A 24,288-nucleotide genomic window follows, 5' to 3' on the forward strand; every position below is an offset into this window, starting at 1 on the left:
GCAAACTACATTAGGGCTGAAAGTTACTTAATCTCCCAAGATAATACTAAATACTGATATTTGTTTATATATACCTTTAGATAGATGCATATATTTTTTAGAGGCATAATTACCCTTCGCAAGTATCTCTCATGACAGATGCTTTACAAGTAAATTTTATAGTTAAATTTTTAAAGAGATAATGAGAAAAAAAGTTAAGTTAAATGAAACAAACTGGTTAATATTTTCTCCTACAAGTAATAATTATCCGTAGATTTTCTTTTATATATTTTATATCTCGTAAGTGTATTCACACAAGCACAGCATCTTGTTAGTATTATAGGATACAACTAATTCTTGATTAAGGCTATTAATAAAACTATAAATTAAGTCACTCAAATAGCAACTAAATCAATAGAGCAGATAATTAGTTTCAACGGACATCTATTTATACATGCATCTAAAATAGTTTACTAAGTATTTTTATACTCTTCGATTGTTCTGTATGTTGGCTATTTTAAAGAACTGATTCAGTCATTATCTAATTGATACTGCAAGCAAAATAGATACTTTTTAACAAATATTAGTAGTATTTATTACATAAACAATGACTTTGAGCCTTTTTAAGCGGCAAATATAAATTTTTCTGTAAAGTTATATTAATTTTATTAATTTTTTGATAACTTAAATCTGGTGGAGGTAATTGCAACCTAGTTTGCAAAATAATTGTTTTATAGAGAGCTATAAGCAAAAATGCTTACCGAAACTGCTTTCATTGTGATTTGTTGCTTCCTAAGCTAGCAACTGAGCGTCAAATCGTTGAATTCTCAAGCCAACTCAAGTAGCAAGTAGATTTTAATGACATTATGATTATTGAACCCAACTCTAAAATCGGGTTAGAACTCCAAGAGGAGTTAAAAGTAGCTCATATACTCGTAAATCACTGTAGAGACGCTGTCTTTTGCGTAGGGAAAGATGGTAATTTTCTTTATATGAATGATGCCACTTGTTCGCTTGTTGGATATTCACGAGAAGAGATGCGTTCGTTAGGGTTAAGAGATATAGATGCTTACTGGGAGAAAGGAAAATGGCTACAGCAATGGCAGCGACTCAGGCAGCAAGGTTCGGTAAGCTTTGAAACTTGCTATCGAGACAAAGCGGGTGAGATTTTAGATGTTAATTTGACTTTGGTTTTAGAAAAATTAGAAAGCAAGCAAATATGTTGTGTATATGCTTACAAAGTAACTGAAGAACAACAAAATTCCGAATTGCAGCAGCCAAAATCAGCTTCTCCTGATATAAGGAATGGTTTAGAGCAAGAAATTGTTGAGTATCAGAAAACAGATGATGACTTGAAAAGTTCTCTTTCTTTGCTGAGTAATACCTTAGAATCGACTGCAAATGGCATACTTGCGATAAACTTTGATGGAGAGATACTTTATTACAACCAAAAATTTATGGATTTATGGCATTTGCCACCAGAAATTAGGTTATCAAGAAACTGTAGTAAAGCGAAAGGTTTTTTTGAAAGTCAGATTGAAGATGTAGAAGTATTTCGTTCGCATATTTGGGAATTACCTGCAAAATCGGATTCTGAAACTTATAATCTGTTAAAATTGAAGGATGGTAGGATATTTGCACACTATTCAGAGCCTTATGTACTCAATGGCGACATTATTGGTAGAGTGTGGAGTATCTGGGATATTACAGAATCAAGGCGAACGGAGGAAGCATTAAAGCGAAATGAAGCGAGATTTCGTACTTTAGCTCAAAATACGGAAGCAGGTATTATTTTAGTTCATGATGATTATGTTTGTTACGCTAATCGAGCAGCAGAAATTCTAACCGGTTATTCAGTCAAAGAATTAACTCGTAACAATTTTAAATTTGAACAGCTAATTCAAACCAGACAACACAGACAGGTACGCAAACAAGATGGAGCTCCAACTTGTCAGTACGAAGAAATGCAGATTCGCACAAAGCAAGGTTTTTCTCGCTGGTTAGCTTGTACTTTGGAGCGACTTGATGGAGTGCTTGATTTTGCTGGTAAAGAAGTACAAATGATTACAGCAATTGATATTACCGATTATAAGCTAGCCGAATCGGAACTGCGACAAGCCTTAGAGCAAGCCAGAAGATTGAGCGAACTCAGACAGCGATTTGTTTCGATGCTGTGTCATCAATTTCGGACTCCACTCAACGTAGTTTCTTTCTCTTCTGACTTACTCAGACGCAATATTCATCAGTGGAGTCAAGAGAAAAACCAATCTTATCTTGACTTAATTCAAGACGCTGTAGAACAAATAAGCGAATTACTTGATGAAATTCTGTTGTTTGGTAAAGCAGAAGCTGATACATTGAAATGCGAACCAAGACAACTGGATGTAAAGCAATATTGTCGAGATATCGTAGCACAGATTTATTTGGCTGGAGGAAAGCAGAAAGCAGTAAACTTCCAAAGCAAAGGTGAATGTTCGACTAGGAGCGTAGACCCTAAATTATTACATCATATTTTAACTAACTTACTTTCTAACGCCATTAAATATTCCGTAGGTAGTAATCCAGTCACTTTAGAACTTATATGTAGAGAGGAGGATGTTATTTTTAACATCATAGATCGAGGAATAGGCATTCCAGCAGTAGATCAACAGCAAATATTTGAGCCATTTTATCGAGGTAGCAATATTGATAGTATACCCGGTACGGGACTCGGTTTATCGATTGTGAAAACTCTTGCAGATATACATGGATGTGAAATCTCGCTGTTAAGTGAAGTTGGCGCGGGAACTACTTTTACCTTGAAAGTGCCATCGTCTAAAGACTGAACTTTCGGCTCTTAGTGTTTCAAAAAAATCTTCAATTAGTCAATGATAATTATTGTATAGCTAATCAACTATATAACTAATATGTTTATACATTTTTAAATATCCTTATTTACTCGGCGTAAAATTCCAAAACCCAACCTGTATAGCAATTATGATGAACGCAGTCTCAAAAAAAATCCTAGTAATTGAAGATGATGCTCGTACCAGAAATATGTATTTAGATGGGCTTGAGAATGAAGGCTTTGAGATGATAAGTGCGTCGAATGGTAGTACGGGAATCCAACAGGCTGTTACTAATTTACCAGATTTAGTAATTTGTGATATCTTAATGCCCGATATTGATGGTTTTACCGTTTTAAGAAAATTGCGTCAAAATCCCCTCACAGCTATTATTCCATTTATATTTTTGACAGGTAGAGGTAGCCAAGACGATTTTCGTAGAGGTATGGATTCTGGTGCTGATGATTATATAGCCAAACCCGCAACCGTCGAACAGTTGTTAAAAGCGATCGCAGCTAGACTGGAGAAAAAGCAAGCTTTCTTGAGTCATTGTTGTGCAAATTATGGTGTGTCTCTATCGGGAAACAAAGAAAATGCTTCATCAACCCAAGAAAAGTCGATTTTTCCTGTTGTTCCTCAGTTGAAAGAAGTTTTTGATTTTATTGAGGCTAATTATCAAAAGGGAATTACATTAAGCGATGTAGCTGAGGCTGTTGGTTATTCGGCTGCTTACTTAACGAATAGAGTCGCAAAAATAACCGGAGAAACCGTAAATAGTTGGATTGTTAAGCGTCGCATGGCAGCCGCACGTTCTTTACTTAAGAATACCAGTAAAAATATAGAAGAAATAGCTAGCAACGTCGGCTATCAAAATGCCTGTCATTTTTCTCGACAATTTCGACAGCATCATGATATTCCTCCCCAAACCTGGAGAAAAAAGCATCAATTAATAGAACGTTATGCAGTAGAAGTATAAAGTACACTCAGCAATAATTTAATCGCAAGTTAAAAGTACGCTAATTACAAGTTAAGTTAGTGAATATTTGCTGTAATATTGACGCATTTTGGGGTAAAGTGCACAAGTTCCTCATGGCAGACTATTTGGCTTTCATCTAATTTTCTCTTATACTAATTCTTCTTTGTGACTTAGTATACAATATAATATTCTGACGAGCGTACATTACCGGGTGAGAATTCACAAAGGCTCTGCTTCTTTCTAGTTTACTGGAGGCAGAGCCTTCAATCATTGTTTACCGGTAACTTCTCTCCATCCCACAGGAGTAGTAGGTTGGGTTGAGCGATAGCGTTCATCGAAGATGTGACGAAGGCATAACCCAACAAACGGTTGATAATGTTGGGTTTCGTTCCTCAACCCAACCTACTATTGTTCTTAACTGAACCGTATTGCTTTATATACTTGCATAATAAATTACCAGTACAGTCCGATTACGTACTTAATCATAACTTTATAAATAAGCCATTAAATTAAAGTATATTTGATTATTTTGTGGCGACAAAAGATATATGTTATACGTAAATATAGCAAATATTGATTAAAACTTAGATAATGAGAAATATTAACTTTTTAATATAAAGCAACAAATGTTTCATGATTAATTTATTTTTATATTGAGTAATTTAAGTCGAAGAAATATATAGACGTTCAAATATTAATTGTTGATTATCTATATTAAGTGGGGTAACTATAAACAGCAGATTTTAACAACTTATTTTATATGAAACGTGTTTAATTAAATTAAATATTAACACTTTTATAGCAGTCAATAACTTCAATATTACTTATTCAACTGATTTAAAAATGATTAATTTAGACGTTTTTTAGAGTTTATCAGAAATATATTTAATTTCATCATAATTTTATATATAAAAAACGATTAAGAGTATCAAAGTTATCAATTTCATTGATAGCAAATTTAAAAAAATGAATTAAGATATATAAAATTCTTCACTAGACTAGTAGATTTGTAAAAATTAGCTAATCTTCTGAGTAAGTATACACACAATTAATTGAGGTAAAAATGAATTCAAAAATGAAACGTTTGCAAGAAGTTATTATCACTGATTTATTGGGTAACTTACCCGCAATAGCTTTAGGACCAAAGTTAAGAAAGCTCATATACAAAAGTATATTTAAAGATATGGGTAAATCAGTTTATATACAAAATGGTGTTGAGTTACTTGGTGCCTATAATATCGAAATTGGTGATGGAGTACATCTTTTTAAAGGAGTGCGTGTAGATGCTCTGGGAAATGAAAATAACAAAATTACTATAAAAGAAGGAGTTGCTATTGAGCGCAACGTAGATATTGGAGCTTTAGATAATACCCATATATATATTGATAAAGGTACATTTATTGGCGTTGGTGCTTCTGTTGCTGGGCCAGGAAATGTCAAAATTGGTAAACGCTGCTTAATTGCTGCTCGTTGTGGCATATTTGCAAACAATCATAAATATGCAGATCCATCTAGATATATTGCCGACCAAGGAGTTACTTGTCAAGGAATTACTATCGAAGATGATTGTTGGTTGGGACATGCCGTAACAGTAGTAGATGGAGTAACTATTGGCAAAGGTAGCGTAATTGGTGCCGGTGCGGTTGTAACTAAAGATATTCCTCCTTATTCAATAGCTGTTGGTACGCCAGCAAGAGTTATTAAAAGTCGTCTTCCTGAAGATTCTATTAATTCTAAAGACTTAGAAATCATCTCTGCTAATTCTGTATAAAGATATTTTATGATGTCCAATATTGGGCAAAAATTTAGTATATCGGAGTCCAAGTATGGTCATGAATTATCTTTATCATCATCAACTTGGCAATTAATTAATGCACCTGTTTTTCCAAACTTTGGTCTCAGATATTTGTGCAACAAAATTATCAATACCTTAAACCTTTCGCCGAGTAAATATAATTATGAATAGTAAAAAGGCTGTATCAAAGTGGAAACGCTTACAAGAAACAGTTTTAACTGTTTTATTGGGTAATATTCCGACCAAAGTTATAGGTTCCAATTTAAGAACTTTTTTTTACCGGGGTATCTTTGCAGGTCTAGGTAAACAAGTTTACCTACAGGATAATGTTGAATTTATTAATACTCCTTGTATAGAAATTGGCAACAGAGCGCAAATTTTGCGAGGAGCCAATATAAACGCCATTGGAAGTTCCAAAAATAAGATTTCCATTGGTGATGGAGTTCAAATTCAACAAGGTGTTGATATTAGAGCTTTGAACGATACTCACTTAACAATAGAAGAAGACACATTTATTGGCCCATATGTATGTATTGCTGGGCCTGGAAACATTAAAATAGGCAAGGGCTGTTTAATTGCAGCCCACAGCGGATTATTTGCGAACAACCATAATTTTGTAGATCCAGTTCAATACATCGCCAGACAAGGAATTACCCGTAAAGGAATTGTGATTGAGGATGACTGTTGGCTCGGACATAATGTAACAGTTACAGATGGAATCACCATTGGTAGAGGTAGCGTCATTGGTGCTGGATCTGTAGTTACAAAAGATATTCCTCCTTATTCTATTGCTGTAGGAGTTCCGGCAAAAGTCGTTAAAAGTCGTATTGGCGAAAAGGTTAGGAAGGAGGAGTTAGGAGTTAGGAGTTAGAGGTTAGGAGTTAGGAGTTAGGAGTGTAGAGACGTAGCAGTGCTACGTCTCTACAGCTCGCGGAGTGAATTCGGGTTTGTAGTTGCCGAAACATAAGCGTGGCGATCGCCGTCGAAAAAACAACCCGTCTACTTTAGCTTATAAATAACGAGTTGAGAAAATCCACTTAGGGCATAATGAAATTTATATCCTCCAAAAATGTAGCTATTTTGGGTAATATAAAAGAGTTAACTTTTCTGCAAAAGCAGATACTAAAAATAACTTTTTCATTTAAACCTGCGGAGAAATTGCTATGTTGACTTTAAAAATCGCTGTTTATATTGTAGTTGGGCTATTTATCGCGACATTTATTTTTGGATTCTTGTCAAATGACCCAGCTCGTAATCCCGGACGTAGTGATTTTGAATAATTCATAGTCGATGAACGTCTATAGTCACTGCATTTGCAGAGAGTATTTTTAACGTCAAGGACACGTAGAAAGAATTATAAGCAATTATTTTCTTCACTAATTTCTTTCGCAAACGTGTCCTTTTTTGGGCGGAATCTGCTCGCAGGCTAAGTAGAAGGCTAAAGTGAGAAGTTTAATATTGCTAAATGTAGTATGCTTCTGACTTGTTTATTAACTGTTCTTTAGCTTGCTTTAAAGACTGTTTGTTGGCTTATATAATGCGTAAGTATGCTTCATCCAGTTCTCCCCCCCCCGCCTGAATTAACGAGTGTTGTTGATTCGCTTGCCGTAGCAGATGCATCTAACGGTAATACGAGTACATCAAATAGTACCGTTATCCAAACATCTCCTACACCCGAAACGAGTCTCGAACAGGGAGAAAAATTTTCCCCGCCAAAATCCTTTTTGAGTCAAAATCAAAAATTATCGGCAACTAGCGAACCGGAAACTATTCTCCCACCAGAATTTTCATCTGCTCCAGTCGTCAAAGATGCGCCGCCTTCGACGAAACAGTTTCGCGTTGGTTATCCCTCAAGCAGCGAACAGATATCATCTGAAAATTTCAAACATTTTGAAGCAGTCAGCTTTCCCCGAAAAGAAGAGGAATCTGCTACAACATCAGCTAACAACTCTCAAAAACTAGCTGACAAAAAAACTCCTCCCCAAAAAAGCCCAAAACCCACGAAAATAGAATTTTATTCTCAAAATAAAAATTCTACAAAAGCTCCCGCCACTATAGAATTTAAATCTCGTTCTCAGATACAGGCTCAACAACAAACTCCGGAGCAAATTCGACAACGAAGTGTACCCATACCTTCCCAACAGCCGGGAAGCCCAGAAACCCCACCAACCCAGCAGCGACAACCATCACAAACTCCACCCGAGACAAGAAGAGTTATTGAAATTGTCGCAGATAAGCAAATTTACGACGAACAACGTCGAGTTGTGACCGCAGAAGGTAACGTAATAGTTAGATTTGACGGTTCTGTAGTAGATGCAGATACTTTACAGGTAAATATAGATAATTTAATTGCCGTCGGCGAAGGAAATGTAGCAGTTACCCGAGGCGAACAGGTTTTAAGAGGACAGCGATTTACATATAACTTTATTCAAGATACTGGCGATTTAGAAGGTGGAAGCGGCGAAGTTAATGTCGCTCAAGCAGCAGAGGATTTATCTTTCGACTCTCCCGCAGTCGCAGCAGGTGGCGTTCCCCGTCGTCCTCCTAGCGATAGAATTAGAAGAAATCAACCTTTAACTGGTGTTGGTAGCCCTGGGGGAATCGGCGTGCGTTTGGGTGGTAGAGCGGCTCGCAATTTACCATCGGGACAACAAGGTGGTGAAGTTAGGCGCTTGCGTTTTGAAGCTGCAAAAGTAGACTTTTATCCCAGAGGATGGGAAGCAAAAGATGTCCGCATCACCAACGATCCCTTTTCTCCTCCAGAATTAGAGCTACGTGCTGATTCGGTTACTTTAAATCAAATTTCTCCCCGACGCGATAAACTCCGATTAAGAAAACCACGCTTAGTGTTCGATCGGGGTTTAACTTTAGGTATACCGGGCTATACAAGAACTATCGATCGCAACCAACGCGATGCTACACCCGCACCAGTTTCTATCGGTTTTGATGGCGACGAACGGGGTGGTTTATATTTAGAACGCTCCTTTAGAGTTTTAAATACACCGCAGCTAAACTGGAAAGTTACACCACAATTTTTTGCTCAAGAAGCCGTACAAAATAATAACGGAGGCTTCCCAGCCCTATTTGGTTTAAGATCGACTTTGAATGCAACTCTTAATCCGCGATCGCAAGTTAAAGCATCTACAAGTTTAACAAGTCTAGATTTAAACGATTTAGAAGACAATTTACGTGCTAGCGTGCGATATAACTATTTACTAGGTGATGCTACAAATCCGCACCAAGCAACATTAGAATACAGCTATCGCGACCGTCTCTACAACGGTAGTCTCGGTTTCCAAACCGTACAAAGCAGTTTCGGCGGAGTTATAACTTCTCCCAATATCCCTTTAGGTAAATCCGGTTTAAGCCTCAGATATCAAGCAGGTGCCCAACAAATCAGCGCCAATACCGATAGAGCAGACTTGTTAGATGTAGTTCGCAGCAACAACCGTATTTCTTTAGGTCGTTTTCAAGCCAGCGCCAGCATTGGTGGTGGTATCAATCTTTGGCAAGGTAAACCCTTACCACCGACTAAAACAGAAGGTTTAAAATATACATCCAATCCTGTTGTCCCCTACGTTCAAGTATTTGGTAACGTAACTGGAACCGGCAGCTTTTACAGCAACGGCGATAGTCAAAATACCTTAATCGGTACCATTGGATTGCAGGGGCAATTTGGTAATTTCTCCAAAAAGTTTTTAGATTATACCGGCTTCAATATAACTTATTCTCAAGGTACAAATGACGGTTTATCACCCTTCCTATTCGATCGCTATGCCGATAGAGAAGTATTGAGTGCCGGTATCACACAACAAATCTACGGGCCATTTCGCCTTGGATTCCAAACAACCATCAACTTGGATACCAGCGAACGTACTAGTACTGACTATATATTAGAATACAGCCGTCGTACTTATGGAATAAGCCTACGTTACAATCCCGTATTAGAACTCGGTGGTATTAGCTTCCGCATCAACGACTTTAACTGGAGTGGTGGAACCGATCCATTTTCCAACGATGCCGGAGGAGTTAAGCCAGTAGTTGGTGGAGTCGAGCAGCGGTAAGTCAGTTATCAGTGAGCAGTGAGCAGTGAGCAGTGAGCAGTTATGAGTAGCAAGTAGCAAGTAGCGAGTTAAAAGTTACCAATTACCAATTACCAATTACCAATCCCCAATTTTCACTTCCACCAAAACTGCTGTAAAGCTTTGGCAAATTTGACGATTACTTCTTCAATTTTCAACATTGTGTTGTCAATCCATGCCAAAACTTGTTCTAATGGATGCTTTTGATAACCAATTATTTCGGCTTTGGTTTCTATCCATTCAGGTTTAGCTTCCATTTGTGTTGATTCATCGGCTTGAGTTTGAGTAATTTCTCCTTTGTTTGTATTTTGCAATTCTGAAGTGGGGGAAATTGTGATTTGTTGCGATTTTGCAGAATTTTTTATGGCATTAATGCGAGTATTTTCTTGCGGTTTCTGCAAACCGGCTTTTTCTTTTAGTCGTAAAGTTCGCCAATTAGGAAGTTGAAAGCGCCCAAATAGTTTTTCTGAGGAATTGACTTTTGGTGAAGAATCTAGTTGCTGTTGGCTAGCTGCTAATTTGTTGGATATTTTATTTCTGGGATTTAATTGGGGGAATCCGTTACCAAATAAATCGCTACTGCTCAACCAATCGTCTGCTGATGCTTGACTTTGTAGTTGAGGAGTTTTGATTTTCCCTGAAGCAAGGTAACTTCTGTGGGGAGTCTGCTTAAATTCTTTCGCTGCGGGTTTAGTGTAAAAGTAATTAAAGGCTGCTGAAATTAAAGTTTGAATTTTTGATTTTTGAGTTTCTAAATTTCTATCAGCTACTACCTGCTCTTTGCTGAGAGTTTTTTCTTGATTTCCATAGAAAAAGATATCTAATTTAGTTCGCGCTACTTTTATCAGCTCGCCGCTGCGCTGCCTTACTATCAACTGAGCGCGGGATACGGGAACCAAAGCATTTGTTTCTAAATTCGCAACTACTGTATCTAAAGATGCTACTGTGGCAGGGTTTATCGATAAATATTTATGTTCTCTTTCTTCAACATCTACCCCAGGTAATGCTTTTTTAGCATTCTTGTCTGAAATAAATCTATTTAAGAAATTATTTGTTCTAGATGATATTTTTGTTTCCTGGTTTTCTTGAGACAATCGCCACAAACGCCAATAATTAGCAATCTCAGAAATTATCTGGTTTTCTAAAGCTTGCTGCTGTGATGGAGTTAAAATATCTAAAATTTCGTTATTGCTGGTGACAAGAACTAAATTTTGACTGGAAAGCTGGGAAGCAACTCCTTGAATTTTTTGAGCAGAATAATTATTAGCAGTAACTGGATGATTAGCTGTAGTAGTTTGGCGTGACGTACTTTTTAAAGAAATATCTGGCTCAGTTGTAATATACCGCGTTTCTACATTTGCAATTACCCGAGCGATCGCGCTGTCGGAGACGGGTTGTGATGGTTGCAAATACAGCTTGGATTCTTCTGTGGTTCCAGGAAGTTGAGTTCCGGCAGAGTCAGCAGCTTTTTGTACCAGTAAATATATTGATTTGGATAGTGCTTCGGCATACCAACTTGTAGCAACTTGTAATTGTCGTAACGAACGTCCGAATCGTTCGCCCAAGCGCCGGGATTGTTTGTGAAAGAAGTTAAATAGCCTGCTCTGATAACGTCCGTTGGAAGCAGAAGACATGGTAAAAATTAAAAAGTTAGAAGTTACAGCTAAAAGATAATAATTCGAGACAAGTATCTAGATACGTTTTTATTATTTCACAGCTAATTGTATTTACGGTTGTTTAATATACCGCTAGTAAAAAATAAAAAATTGATAGGTATCTTTTTTTGCAAGTTCTTTTACTATTGAGCGTATAGAACTTTTCACCCGATTTTAGCTGAAAGATGATCGCACCCCTACCTGAATCTAATACAAATTTAAACTCACAAGGTAATTTGCAAACTATTTCGCAAACCGTTGAAAAGCTGCGTGCTTTTTCGGAAGCAGATGTTCGGCAGCATTGGCGATGTTTTTCAGGTGATATGAGTATTGCTGAGGTTTTCGCGTCAGATTTTTCCGATTGGGAAACGTTTGAGTTGAATGCGAAAGGACATATTGCTTGGGAGAAGGGGAAAAAAGTGCTTTGGTTGGCACAAAAAATAATTGTCCCTTCAGATTTGCAAGGTTATGCCCTCAAAGGTTTGTGTTTGCGATTGGCTTTAGTTTGGTGGGCAGATTCCGCTCAAATCTATATTAATGGTTCTTTGGTAGGTGAAGGAGATTTATTTGATGTTTCGCAAAGAGTCTTATTAACTCAAGATGCAATTGTGGGGGAAGAATTTACTGTTGCCTTGCGTTTGGTAAGTCCGGGACACGATAATGGGGCTTTAGTTGGTTCTAAGTGTGTTTATGAAGCTGTTGGCAATAATCTTTATCCGGGTTTTGTGGCTTCGGAGTTGGCGATAGTGCAGCGTTATTGTGAAGCTTTTGCTCCGGATGAGTTGGATGTGGTTGCTGGGTTGGTAAAGGAAGTTGCTGAGGAAGAGAAGGAAGAATTAAATAAATCTTTGGCTAATTTACAAAATCAGCTTCAATCCAAAATCTCTCATATACAATCCAAAATCCAGCTTGTTGGACACGCACATCTCGACATGGCTTGGTTGTGGCGGGTAAGCGAAACTTGGGAAGCTGCAAAGAATACTTTTGCATCGGTTTTAAAGTTACAGGAAGATTTTCCCGAACTAATTTTCTGTCATTCTACCCCCGCACTTTACGCTTGGGTGGAAGAAAACTGTCCCGATTTATTTGCCCAAATAAAAAAAGCTGTTGAAAATAATATTTGGGAAATTGTCGGTGCTTTTTGGGTAGAGCCGGAATTAAATATAATTTCTGGTGAGTCGATTACTCGTCAATTATTATACGGTCAACGCTACGTAAAAGAAAAATTTGGCGAATTTTCTACAGTGGCATGGCTTCCCGATACTTTCGGTTTTTGCTGGACTTTACCGCAATTTATGGTTAATGCCGGAGTTGAGTATTTTGTTACTGAAAAGCTGATTTGGAACGACACAACAAAATTTCCTTATGGCGCTTTTTGGTGGCGATCGCCCGACGGTAGCGAAATATTTAGTTTAATGTCAGCACCGATTGGTGAAGGTATCAACCCGGAAAAAATGGTAGAGTACGCAATTGCTTGGGAAAAGCAGACGGGTTTGCAAAATTACCTATGGCTCCCCGGAGTTGGCGACCACGGCGGCGGACCAACTCGCGATATGCTAGAAATAGCCCGACGCTGGCAAAGTTCAAATGTATGTCCAGAATTTGAATTCACCACAGTTGAAAAGTATTTACAGGGAATCAAGGAAGAAGGGATGGGGGAAACAATCCAAAATCCCATGCCCAATGCCCAATGCCCAATGCCCCATTCCCAATTCCCAACCTGGAATGACGAACTATATTTAGAATTCCATCGCGGTTGTTACACTACTCACGGCGACCAAAAGCTTTACAATCGTCGCGGTGAAAATCTGCTTTATGAAGCGGAATTATTTGCAAGTTTGGCGAGTATTAGCTGCGGTGTAGATTATCCAAAAGCAGAATTTGAAGCAGCTTGGAAAAAACTTTTATTTAACCAGTTTCACGATATTTTACCTGGTTCCTCAATTGAGGAAGTTTATCAAGATGCAGAACCCGAATGGCAGGAAATGCAAAGTACCGCATCGGGAATATTAAAGCAGTCTTTGGAAACTTTAGCCAGTCAAATTAATTTACCACAGCCACCACAACCAGGTAGTTTACCTGTAGTTGTTTTTAATTCTCTCAATTGGCAGCGCTCGGAAGTTGTATCTGTTTCCTTACCTGAGGAAACTAATAATCAACAATGGCTAATTTACGATAGCTCGGGCAATCAAATTACTTCTCAACTCGATGCCGACTCAAAATTACTATTTCTCGCAGAAGATATTCCTGCAATCGGTTATCAATTATATTGGCTAACTCCAAATCAAAACCCATCAGAAACCAAATCAAACACTATAGCGCTAGGGTTTATTTTAGAAAATGAATTTTTGCGGGTGGTTATTGATGAGGCTACTGGGGAATTAAATAGCGTTTTCGATAAATTAAATAATCGCGAAGTGCTTTCAGCCAACGGGAATCAATTACAAGCCTTTACAGATAAAGGACAATATTGGGATGCATGGAATATTGACCCCAATTATGCCGATAATGCTTTACCACCATTAAAACTAAAATCTATTGATTGGCTCGAACAGGGATTATTACAAAATCGATTGCGGGTAGTAAGTCAGTTAGGAGCATCAGAATTTATTCAAGACTATATCTTGCAAGCAGCTTGCCCAATCTTGAAAATTCACACCAAAGTTAACTGGTTAGAACGACATGTTTTAGTAAAAGCAGCCTTTCCCTTGAATTTAGAAGCAGATTTCGTAACTTATGAAATTCCTTGCGGTGCAATTCAACGCACAACCAAACCTCAAACAGCAGCAGAAAAAGCGAAGTGGGAAGTTCCTGCATTACGTTGGGCTGACTTGACACAAGATTCTTATGGTGTAAGTTTGTTGAATGATTGTAAATATGGTTACGACGCTCAACCCAATCAACTACGATTGAGCTTGTTAAGAAGTCCCGAATGGCCAAATCCGGAAGCCGATAAAGGCAATCATGAATTTAGCTATGGCTTATATCCTCACGCACAAAGTTGGGAAAAAGCGCAGACAGTCAAGCGTGGATATGAATTCAACCAAGCTTTAAAAGTTTTACTTTGCCAAAATAAATCGCAAAAACAGAAATTACCAGAAAAAGCCAGCTTTATAGATATATCCAGCCAAAATTCCGAGAAAAGTTTGATATTAATGGCATTTAAACAAGCCGAAGACAATTCCCAACAATGGATTCTTCGCTGTTATGAATCTCAAGGAAAAACAGCAGAATTTCAACTCACCAGCGATATCGGCTTAAATGTTAAAGAATCTGTAGATTTATTAGAACGTCCTCTACCGAATTCAGAATTCACAATCAAGCCGTGGAAAATCGCGAGTTTTACAATTGGTAATTGGTAATTGGGGATTGGTAATTGGGAATTGGGCATTGGGAGTAGCTACGCTATTTATCTCCTGTTTCCTTTTTCCTATTAGCCATTAGCCATTACCCATTACCTATAAGCTTGTCTCAAATTAATCTTCATGGTCTTCAAAGGGGTCGCCAAGTTCCTTACTTGGTGGCCCAAAGGAGGTATAAACGGACATCACTGTAACCGTTACTAAAACAGCTGCGACAGAGATACTAAGAACTATTGCGGGTTCCATAAATAAGGGATATGTATTATGAGTATTATTATTAATATCTTATAATATTTTTCATAAAAGTTAATAATACTGGCAGTAGTTAAAACCGACCCATAAATGTAGGTATTGGACTACTCCCTTCCCCCGCCTTGCCATCGGCTATTAGTAGATTGCATAAATAATCACTGGTTAGTTTCTTTGTAACGTCGGGAGACGTAGCACTACTACGTCTCTAGATTCCGTGGCAATTAATAAAAACGATTAGTAGAATTTGCCGGTAATTATTCTAAAACCGAAGGTGAATAGTTGGCAGTTGCAAGCGCCTTGGGGTGATATACTTATCTTTGTCAGTTAAGACTTTAAAACCTACCGGGGGACTCTCGGGAAGTATACGCCCAAATCTCGAATTGACGAGTTGTACTAAATTTCATCGGAAGAATTGGCTTTCGAGAAAGAATGCGCGGAAACATCACTTTGGTAATTTATGTTATTCCGAAGTGAGCCTGGGAACCCGACAGCTATAAGAGGATATTTCAAGCTATGCTGTCTTGGCTTGGAAGAATCTCCTAACTTTCGGGTAGGAGAATGTCAAACAATATTACAGAAGATTAAAAAAAATTTTGGTCATTAATCTGGATTAGACTATGTCACAAAGAACACGTTTGGGAGATGTTCTCAGACCCTTAAATGCTGAGTATGGTAAAGTGGCTCCCGGTTGGGGTACTACCCCATTGATGGCTGTTTTCATGCTGCTATTTTTTGTTTTTCTGTTGATTATTTTGCAACTTTATAACAAATCAATCATGATTCAGGGAATCAATGTGGATTGGAGAAGCTTAGGCATGTAAGCCAAGTATTTTCACAATTATTTCCATATATAATTTCAAATTTTATCTTTAACCCGGTATTTCCGGGTTTTTTTGATTTGGTAATTGGTAATTGGTAATTGGGCATTGGGCATTGGGGATAATTATTTATTCTCCCCCCTCTTCCCCCTCTCCCCCCTCTCCCCTATCTATCACTGATAAATGCTAACTGCTAACTGTTAACTGTTGACTGATAAATCGTTAAACTACAGAGGTGGTTAAGGATTCTTGAGTTCATAGGAGAAACAGCATGAATATATTCGGTATCGGTTTGCCCGAAATGGCTGTAATTATGGCTGTGGCACTGTTGGTTTTTGGCCCGAAAAAGCTGCCGGAAATTGGTCGTAGTATGGGAAAAGCACTTCGCGGTTTTCAAGAAGCTTCCCAAGATTTTCAGGATGAATTCAAAAAGGAAGCATCGCAATTGGAAGAAGCAGTTAAGACTACAGCCGAACTAGAACCAAAGCTTAGTGGTACGGTAGATAAGACAGAAGAAGCTTAAAATTTGGTGGTTGGGGAGCAGAGGAAGTGCAGGGAGAAAAGAATTTTCCCTTCCAATTACTAACCGAACGATTTTACCTTGCTAAAATGCTAAAAACTTGAGGATGATAGAAAATTAATCTTCATCCTTGATTATTTATACTTTATTGACTTTATATATTTATTCCTTCCATGCAAGCTGCTAAAAAAAATTCCCAAGGGAAAACTATATTAATTCCACAACTAATTGTTGGTTTGGGAAATCCAGAACCTAAGTATGACAGAACACGCCACAATATTGGTTTTGCAGCAATAGACGCTTTATCGCGTTCTTGGCAAGCATCTTTAAGCGAAAATCGTAAGTTCAAAGGTGAGTATGCTGAAACCACTGCCCCTGGTGGAAAAAAAGTTTATTTACTTAAACCTTTGACTTACATGAATCTTTCAGGGCAATCAATAGGTGCGGTGCTTTCTTGGTACAAATTAAAGCCAGAATCTGTATTAATTATTTATGACGATATGGATTTACCCGTAGGCAGAGTTCGCTTGCGTTTATCCGGTGCTGCTGGCGGACATAACGGCATGAAAAGCACTATTTCTCATCTAGGTTCTAAGAATTTCCCTCGCCTCCGGATTGGAATTGGTAGACCAAAAAATCCAGCAACCAGCGACAATGGTACTGTTTCTCATGTTTTAGGAAAGTTTTCTCCTGAAGAAAATGAGGTGATGTCTTCGGTTCTTAATTATGTAGTTGAATGCGTCGAACTATGTCTTAAAAAAGGTGTAGAAAAAGCAATGAATGATTGTAATCGTAAGAATTTGAATGTTTCTAAGGAAGAGAAGGGCGAGTAGCAAGTAGGGATGAAAGTCGAAATGTTTGGGAGCATCCCGATTTTGCTTTATCCGACACCCTAGAAGGGTGCGGCTACAAAAACAAAGCCCCTTCGGGTTCGCTAGTTTGGGGGACGGAAACCGACACCCCCAACTAGACTCACCACCTTCGTGGGCTAAGAATCTTAGTAGCCCACGAAGGTGGGCTTTGTAGTATTAGCCCCAGGCTTATAGCCTGCGGGCTTTTTGCCTGCATTGGGATGCTCCCTTTTCATTCTCGTAGATTAGATAATAATTCTTTGCTTATCCTTTGTAATTTTTGATTACCAGGATTCGATTCACACGCAGAATGTACTAATTTCTCTAACTTATCTGTCGATTCAGCCCATTTTATTAATTCAAAAACAATTTGCTTCGTATTTTCTCCTCCAGTTATTGAATTTAGATTTTCGTTTAATTGAAAATAAACCATCATCTCTAAATCAGTTTTATTTGGATAAGCATCGATAATGGCATTTGTTAATTCTTTTAGTATTTGACCACGCCTCTTGGGTAATTGCTTTTCTAATAGTACATTTTGGGTATTAAATTTCCTATCTTCCCGTTGAGAAAACAAATTGACATCTTCAATCAATCTGCGGACATCTACTTGTACAAAGTTATTTTGTTCACATTGAATGTCATATACACCAGCGTTTAAACGCTTATACAAAATTTCTAAGGGATAAGTATTAGGATTCTTGCTTCCCGCACACTTTTCACAATTACAGGGAACCAAAGTTTGATATTCCAATCGCTCAAAAGAACGATGAATTTTTTCTAATTCACGATTGACAACCACGAGTAATTCTTTTTTACGACTTCCCGATACCCGAACTTTAATTTCCCGTTGATAGTAATTTTCAATCACTTCAGCACGAGTTTCATCTTTATTGAGAACAACACCGCTTCTCCAAACAAGTTGTTGTTGTTCAATTAAATCGTGTGTTTCGACAATAAAGCGAGTAATAATACCCTTGGGCATAAATTCATATTTGTAGCTTAATATAAGATTATTAGATTTATCCCAGGTATATTCGGGTTGGTCGATTTCGAGTAATTGTGGAGCAATGTAATTACCGGGACAATTAGGAATTTCGTAGCAGAGTTTAAACCGCATCATTAATTGCAGCAATTCATCCTGCATCTGAGCGTATTTTCTATCTTTCCAAATATTAGCGAGTTCTTTTTGGTTAAAACGACCCAGATTATTCCTAACAGCTTGATTATCTAATACTTTATAAACCGCATTTGTCGCCCATTCAGGTTTGAGGATTACATAATGTTTGAGTGTAGAATCATCTTGGAAATGCAGACAAACACCGAGGTCGTGTAAAAAGCGACTCAGGAACAGCATATCTTTACGGTCAGTTAAATGATTCGTTTCGCACAGTTTATAGTATTCTTCTTTACTAATATAATTTCGGGAATCTTCTTCTATAGATGAACGGATTTCCACCCAAGTTTTTGGTAACTCTGTACCAACATGAGGAAGATTAGATATATAGAGTTTGATATTTTTTTTGATTTCTTCTAAACCGCGATTTGTTGCTAAATTAGTCACTAAAACTTTTTCTAAATTAGTAAATTCCCCACGTAACTGACGTTCGTTAACTTCACACTGACGGTCTTGTTTTTCATTTTGTACAATCAAAATTGGACTTTGATCGCTTAAAAGTTCCGCTACTTTCAACCACCAGTAAAAATCAGTGTTTTCCCTCCGAGAATCAGCAACCAAAGCATAAAGAGAGCGTTCGGTGAGGAAAAACTGGTGGGTTTGATGGTAAATTTCCTGACCACCAAAATCCCAGATATTAACCCGAAATTCTTTACCATTATCTAAGGGGAATTTCCATTGAATTACATCAATTCCTTCCGTTGATTCCTCATCTGGTTTGAGCTTGTAGTTTTCATCTTCAATTTTCTTAGCTAAAGAAGTTTTACCCGCTCCCCCTTCCCCAATAATCAAGAATTTTGCTTCATACAGACGATCAATTGTTTGCTCTAACTGTTGTTTGTAAAAGTTTAGGATTGCTTTGGTACCTTTACTGAGGATTTCTGGTGGAGGGGATTCTAGGAGATTACTATCAAGCTTAAGTTCTCGTAGGCATGAATATAAATGCCCAATTTCGGTCGGTAAACTATTGAGTTGATTGCCTTTGAGGTTGAGGAATTGCAATTTGGTGAGTTGTCCTATTTCTGCTGGTAAACTACTCAGCTTATTGTGCGAGAGGTCAAGGGATTGCAAATTGGTGAGTTGGACAATTTCTGCTGGTAAACTACTCAGCTTATTGTGCGAGAGGTGGAGGAATTGCAAATTGGTGAGTTGGACAATTTCTGCTGGTAAACTACTCAGCTTGTTGTGCGAGAGGTGGAGGAATTGCAAATTGGTAAGTTGTCCTATTTCTGCTGGTAAACTACTCAGTTGATTGTTGTAGAGGTCGAGGGTTTGCAATTTGGTAAGTTGTCCTATTTCTGCTGGTAAACTACTCAGTTGATTGTTGTAGAGGTCGAGGGTTTGCAATTTGGTAAGTTGTCCTATTTCTGCTGGTAAACTACTCAGTTGATTGTTGTAGAGGTCGAGGGTTTGCAATTTGGTAAGTTGTCCAATTTCTGCTGGTAAACTACTCAGCCTATTGTGCGAGAGGTTGAGGGATTGCAATTTGGCGAGTTGTCCAATTTCTGCTGGTAAACTACTCAGTTGATTGAAGCTGAGGTCGAGGGATTGCAATTTGGTGAGTTGTCCAATTTCTGCTGGTAAACTACTCAGCCTATTGTGCGAGAGGTTGAGGGATTGCAATTTGGCGAGTTGTCCAATTTCTGCTGGTAAACTACTGAGTTTATTTCTGACTATGTGAAATTCTTCAAGTTGAGCGAGCAATCCAATTTCTCGAGGTAATTTACTCAACTTGTTGCCGATAGTACCAACGATACGTCCTTTGTCATCATACCTATACTTACCGAGAATCAACCTCTTAAGTTGAGTCAGCTTCCCAATCTCAGGAGGTAAAACCGTCAACTCATTACCAGAAAGGTCTAATCCCGCACACCCCTGTGTTGCTGCTCGTTCAATTATCAGTAGCAGTTCTTCCTCAGTCATCAGCCAGAACTCAGATGTACGTTATATACAATATGTATTAGAGTTATTTTAATAAAACTTATCCACTTTTATATTTGTGCAGCGCAATATGCGATCGCTTGACTAATGATTGACATCTTTATTCTCTAATACCATTAAAACCTTTTGATAATCAAAATCTGGCTATTATCACTTCAAAATTCCGCAACCTTCATCCACCAGTAAAAGTCAGTGTTCTCTCTACAAGTATCTGTGACTAAAACATAAAGAGAACGTTTGGTAAGAACAGGACTTACGCAATTTTCATAACACCTGCTTGGTGCGTGACACTAAAAACCTTATTACTACGTTGATAATCAGTCAAAGTGTCACAGCACCCTACAAGAAAAATATGCCCGTTGCGTAAGTCCTATTAATATCAACTTTGGTTAATTAATTACTCTATGGCTCAAATATCAATATTTATTACCAATTACCAATCCCCAATTACCAATTACCAATTACAAATTAACGAACAACCACCGCTAATTTAACGGTGGTTGCTTGCAAAAAAGTCAATAGCTTGTTGATGAGCAATGAATATTTAGATATTGCTTCATTCAACTATATTCTGGAAATTTCGAGGTGGTTTACATCAAGAAAAGTCCTTATTCTAGTTTTTAGTTTTTAGATATATGATGGCGTTTACCGTGTCCTCTAGAGAAACTGGGCACCGTCAATATTGTGATGGATTTCCATCGATTGCAATTAGTAAATTTACTCATATCTACTTATTTGAAACGTCTTTTGCGTCTTGCTGCTACTGCTTTACGTTTACGTTTCTCCTGTGGGGTTTCAAAATGCCGATGATATTTAACATCAGACAAAATTCCCGCCTTGGAAACTTGACGCTTAAATCGACGTAAAGCTGAATCTATTCCTTCGTTTTCACCTAAAACCACTTGGGTCATTCTAATCCCTCGTTGTCAACAACTATTTTTGTACTTTATTGTAATGCGTTGGTTAATCGGGATGAAAATATTCCACGATTTACCCGAGCGTCGAGCAAAACTGGAACAATCAAGCAAAACTCGAATGCTTCATTTTCCAGATTTACTATTTTACCTTTCAATCGTGTTTCTATGTATCTTGTATCTCACAATCGGAATTTTTTAAAGTAAGAGCTAGTTGATAAAGCTGACGACGGGGTAAAGAAGTTGATGCAGCTAGCTGACGGCTCGCTTGTGAGGGCGATATCCCCTGATTCATGATTGTTTCTAACTCAGCAACCAGTTCTTCCCTTGTAAACTGGCGCTCAGCGGCGGTATTACCTGCCACAACTAAAGTGTATTCACCCACCGGAGCCTTAGATTCATAGTAACTACAAGCACCCGCAATACTTCCGCGCCAAAACTCTTCATACATTTTAGTCAATTCTCGCGCTAAGACAATTTGTCTATCGTCGCCAAATATTTCTTTCATATCTTGTAAAGTCGAGCGCAAACGGTGGGGAGATTCGTAAAATATCAAGGTACGCTCTTCTGACTTCAATAATTCTAGGTGCGATCGCCTTTGTTTTGATTTAGCGCCGAGGAATCCTTCAAACACGAATTTATCTGTAGAAATCCCCGAAGCACTCAATGCGGTTATGGCTGCAACTGCTCCAGGAATAGGAATGACTGTAATATCAGCTTCGGCGCAAGCTTTGACTAATTCATAACCAGGATCGGAAATTCCGGGCATCCCAGCATCCGTTACCAGAGCTATAGCTTTTCCATCCTGCAACTGCTTTAATAATTCTGGAATTCGACTGTTACGATTATGTTCGTGATAGCTAATTTGTGGCGTATTAACTTGAAAATGCTTTAAAAGTTTTCCCGTATGCCGCGTATCTTCAGCCGCAATATAATCCACCGACTGCAATATCCGCACTCCTCGAAAAGTCATATCTTCCAAGTTTCCAATCGGAGTGCCAACAATGTACAGTACACCTGGCTTTGATTCGGTTTGCATTTTCAGTTAGCAGTGAACAGTGAACAGTTATCAGTTATCAGTGAATAATTAAAGTTAATTTCTTAACTATTACCAATTACCCATTACCCATTACCTATTATCCCAATGCCCAATGCCCAATAACCAATTCACTATGCAAAATCAAAAATCTTTTAATGGCTTATTCGTGGGTTTAGTGACGCTGGATCTAATTTATCTTGCAGAATCTCCCCCAAAAAATAATCAGAAGTTAGTTGCAGAAGATTATATTGTTGCAGCAGGTGGCCCGGTAACAAATGCATCTGTAACCTTCAGTCATTTGGGTAATAATGCTAAGGTTTTGGGTGTTGTTGGCTGTCATCCCATGACGCAATTGATTAAAAGCGACTTAGCTAATTACCAAATAGAAATAATTGATTGTTATCCTACCACAGAAAACCCGCCACCAGTATCTTCAATTATTGTTAGTAAAGATTCTGGGGAACGTGCTGTAATTTCTATCAATGCTGCTAAAACTCAAGCTAATAGTAAAGATATTTCCCCAGATATTTTGCAAGACATTGATATTGTACTGATCGATGGTCATCAAATGGCATTAGGATGTGCGATCGCGCAAAAAGCCAAAGCCGAAAATATACCAGTGGTTATCGATAGCGGAAGCTGGAAAGCTGGATTTGATAAGCTATTACCCTTGGTTGATTATGCTATTTGCTCGGCTAATTTTTATCCTCCTAACTGCCATAATTCTGAAGAAGTTTTTGCCTATCTAAATAAAGTTGGTATTCCTAATATTGCGATTACTCAGGGAGAAAACCCCATTCAATACTTATGCCAAAGCGAAATTAAAGTTTTAGATGTTCCAAAAATACAACCTGCTGATACACTAGGGGCTGGAGATATTTTTCATGGTGCTTTTTGTCACTATGTTTTGCAAGACACATTTACCACTGCGCTTGAAAAATCCGCGAAAATAGCAGCTTTATCCTGCCAATTTTTCGGAACTCGTCGCTGGATGGAAAATCAGCGAGCAGTTAACAGTTAACGGTGAACAGCGAGCAAGAGAGAGGAAAGAGGGAGAGAGTGAAATTGTTTTTAGAAAGCGAGACGCTGTCACTATATTTTTAATCTCATAACTATTTCCAATAACCAATAACTAATAACTAATAACTAACAACTAATATGAAAGATTTACAATCAATTCTCGAATTAATTCGTCCCATTAGTTGGGGAGCCTCAGATATATTGCGCTCTTACTATCGTGGCGAGAAACAAGATGATTTGAATATAGAATATAAAGATAATAAAGGGAAAGATCCAGTAACAGAAGCGGATTTAGCCGTTAATAGCTTTATTCTTCAAAAATTGCAAAGTGAATTATCTGGGGAAGATTTTGGTTATATTAGCGAAGAAACCTATCAAAATCAAGATGGCAAAAATAATTCAGAATGGGTATGGATTATTGACCCTTTAGATGGTACAAAAGATTTTATTAATAAAACTGGCGAGTACGCGATTCATATTGCTTTAGTCAGAAATAAGCGTCCCGAATTAGCATTAGTTGCAATACCTGAAGCTGAAAAACTATATTATGCAATTAAAGGTGGCGGTACTTTTGTCGAAACTAGGGATGGAGAACGAAAATCTGTACGTGTTTCCGAACGCGACAATCCCCAAGATTTAACTTTAGTTGTAAGTCGCAGCCATCGCAATGAAAAATTAAATTTTCTCTTATCAAAATTACCCTGTCAAAATCAGAAATCGGTAGGAAGCGTCGGGGGTAAAATCGTTACTATCATCGAACAGCAAGCCGATATATACATTTCACTTTCCGGTAAATCCGCACCGAAAGATTGGGATATGGCAGCACCAGAATTAATATTAACCGAAGCAGGCGGAAACTATACTCATTTTGACGGAACTCCATTACAATACAACACCGGAGATATTAATCAATGGGGTGGTTTATTAGCCAGTAATGGTAAATGTCACGAAATGCTTTGTAAAGAAGCAGAAAGAATTTTGCAAGATTTTAGTTAATAGAGAATTGGTAATTGGTAATGGGTAATTGGTAATGGGTAATTGGCAATTGGTAACTGCTCACTGTTCACTGTTCACTGTTCACT

Annotated in this window: 17 protein-coding genes; 12 read left to right on the plus strand and 5 right to left on the minus strand. The window is 37.9% G+C overall.

Going from position 1 to position 24,288, the window contains the following annotated elements; genetic code table 11:
- Positions 1–845 precede the first annotated feature (845 nt).
- The 6 genes from RIV7116_RS34795 (at position 846) to RIV7116_RS09215 (ending at position 9,639) form a co-directional block, all read left to right on the plus strand.
- A complete protein-coding gene (locus tag RIV7116_RS34795; RefSeq protein ID WP_015118018.1) occupies positions 846–2,804 on the plus strand; it encodes a scytonemin biosynthesis sensor histidine kinase in 1,959 nt (652 codons plus the stop codon).
- A gap of 151 nt (positions 2,805–2,955) precedes the next feature.
- Complete coding sequence (locus RIV7116_RS09200; RefSeq protein WP_015118019.1) at positions 2,956–3,780, plus strand: response regulator; 825 nt, start codon at positions 2,956–2,958, stop codon at positions 3,778–3,780.
- 1,063 nt (positions 3,781–4,843) lie between these two features.
- On the plus strand, positions 4,844–5,551 hold the full coding sequence (locus RIV7116_RS09205; protein WP_015118020.1) for a DapH/DapD/GlmU-related protein: 708 nt from the start codon (positions 4,844–4,846) through the stop codon (positions 5,549–5,551).
- 187 nt (positions 5,552–5,738) lie between these two features.
- On the plus strand, positions 5,739–6,446 hold the full coding sequence (locus tag RIV7116_RS09210; protein ID WP_015118021.1) for a DapH/DapD/GlmU-related protein: 708 nt from the start codon (positions 5,739–5,741) through the stop codon (positions 6,444–6,446).
- A gap of 292 nt (positions 6,447–6,738) precedes the next feature.
- A complete protein-coding gene (locus tag RIV7116_RS34800; RefSeq protein WP_015118022.1) occupies positions 6,739–6,855 on the plus strand; it encodes a photosystem II reaction center protein I in 117 nt (38 codons plus the stop codon).
- 267 nt (positions 6,856–7,122) lie between these two features.
- The gene (locus tag RIV7116_RS09215) at positions 7,123–9,639 is read left to right on the plus strand and encodes a DUF3769 domain-containing protein (RefSeq protein ID WP_015118023.1); all 2,517 of its coding nucleotides are present in this window, start codon (positions 7,123–7,125) and stop codon (positions 9,637–9,639) included.
- 113 nt (positions 9,640–9,752) lie between these two features.
- Here RIV7116_RS09215 and RIV7116_RS09220 read toward each other — a convergent pair whose 3' ends face one another.
- Positions 9,753–11,291 (minus strand): hypothetical protein, encoded by a 1,539-nt coding sequence (locus tag RIV7116_RS09220; protein WP_015118024.1) that lies wholly within the window; start codon positions 11,289–11,291, stop codon positions 9,753–9,755.
- A gap of 206 nt (positions 11,292–11,497) precedes the next feature.
- Between RIV7116_RS09220 and RIV7116_RS09225 the strand changes: the two genes are divergently transcribed.
- Positions 11,498–14,674, plus strand: coding sequence for an alpha-mannosidase (locus RIV7116_RS09225; protein ID WP_015118025.1), 3,177 nt, complete (start codon positions 11,498–11,500; stop codon positions 14,672–14,674).
- A 114-nt stretch (positions 14,675–14,788) separates the two neighbouring features.
- On the opposite strand, the gene psbN is transcribed toward RIV7116_RS09225, so the two are convergent.
- The gene (gene psbN / locus RIV7116_RS34805) at positions 14,789–14,920 is read right to left on the minus strand and encodes a photosystem II reaction center protein PsbN (RefSeq protein ID WP_015118026.1); all 132 of its coding nucleotides are present in this window, start codon (positions 14,918–14,920) and stop codon (positions 14,789–14,791) included.
- 623 nt (positions 14,921–15,543) lie between these two features.
- Between psbN and psbH the strand changes: the two genes are divergently transcribed.
- The 3 genes from psbH (at position 15,544) to pth (ending at position 17,097) form a co-directional block, all read left to right on the plus strand.
- Positions 15,544–15,747 (plus strand): photosystem II reaction center phosphoprotein PsbH, encoded by a 204-nt coding sequence (gene psbH / locus RIV7116_RS09230; protein WP_015118027.1) that lies wholly within the window; start codon positions 15,544–15,546, stop codon positions 15,745–15,747.
- 268 nt (positions 15,748–16,015) lie between these two features.
- Positions 16,016–16,267 carry a TatA/E family twin arginine-targeting protein translocase gene (locus RIV7116_RS09235; protein ID WP_015118028.1) on the plus strand — a complete coding sequence of 84 codons (252 nt, stop codon included), beginning with the start codon at positions 16,016–16,018 and terminating at the stop codon, positions 16,265–16,267.
- 170 nt (positions 16,268–16,437) lie between these two features.
- Positions 16,438–17,097, plus strand: a complete 660-nt coding sequence (gene pth, locus RIV7116_RS09240; RefSeq protein ID WP_015118029.1) for an aminoacyl-tRNA hydrolase — start codon at positions 16,438–16,440, stop codon at positions 17,095–17,097.
- A 250-nt stretch (positions 17,098–17,347) separates the two neighbouring features.
- On the opposite strand, the gene RIV7116_RS09245 is transcribed toward pth, so the two are convergent.
- The 3 genes from RIV7116_RS09245 to rsmI all read right to left on the minus strand — a co-directional run bounded on the left by RIV7116_RS09245 (position 17,348) and on the right by rsmI (position 22,186).
- Positions 17,348–20,215 (minus strand): COR domain-containing protein, encoded by a 2,868-nt coding sequence (locus tag RIV7116_RS09245; RefSeq protein ID WP_015118030.1) that lies wholly within the window; start codon positions 20,213–20,215, stop codon positions 17,348–17,350.
- A 749-nt stretch (positions 20,216–20,964) separates the two neighbouring features.
- Positions 20,965–21,144 carry a 30S ribosomal protein S21 gene (gene rpsU, locus RIV7116_RS09250; protein WP_015118031.1) on the minus strand — a complete coding sequence of 60 codons (180 nt, stop codon included), beginning with the start codon at positions 21,142–21,144 and terminating at the stop codon, positions 20,965–20,967.
- Positions 21,145–21,313: 169 nt separating this feature from the next.
- Positions 21,314–22,186 (minus strand): 16S rRNA (cytidine(1402)-2'-O)-methyltransferase, encoded by an 873-nt coding sequence (gene rsmI, locus RIV7116_RS09255; protein WP_015118032.1) that lies wholly within the window; start codon positions 22,184–22,186, stop codon positions 21,314–21,316.
- Positions 22,187–22,319: 133 nt separating this feature from the next.
- Here rsmI and RIV7116_RS09260 point away from each other — a divergent pair, with 133 nt between their 5' ends.
- A complete protein-coding gene (locus tag RIV7116_RS09260; protein WP_044291651.1) occupies positions 22,320–23,207 on the plus strand; it encodes a sugar kinase in 888 nt (295 codons plus the stop codon).
- 137 nt (positions 23,208–23,344) lie between these two features.
- Positions 23,345–24,202: a 3'(2'),5'-bisphosphate nucleotidase CysQ gene (locus RIV7116_RS09265; protein WP_015118034.1), complete on the plus strand. Its 858-nt coding sequence runs from the start codon at positions 23,345–23,347 to the stop codon at positions 24,200–24,202.
- Positions 24,203–24,288: the final 86 nt, after the last annotated feature.

Origin of the sequence: Rivularia sp. PCC 7116 (genome assembly GCF_000316665.1) — a bacterium.
Lineage (GTDB): Bacteria > Cyanobacteriota > Cyanobacteriia > Cyanobacteriales > Nostocaceae > Rivularia.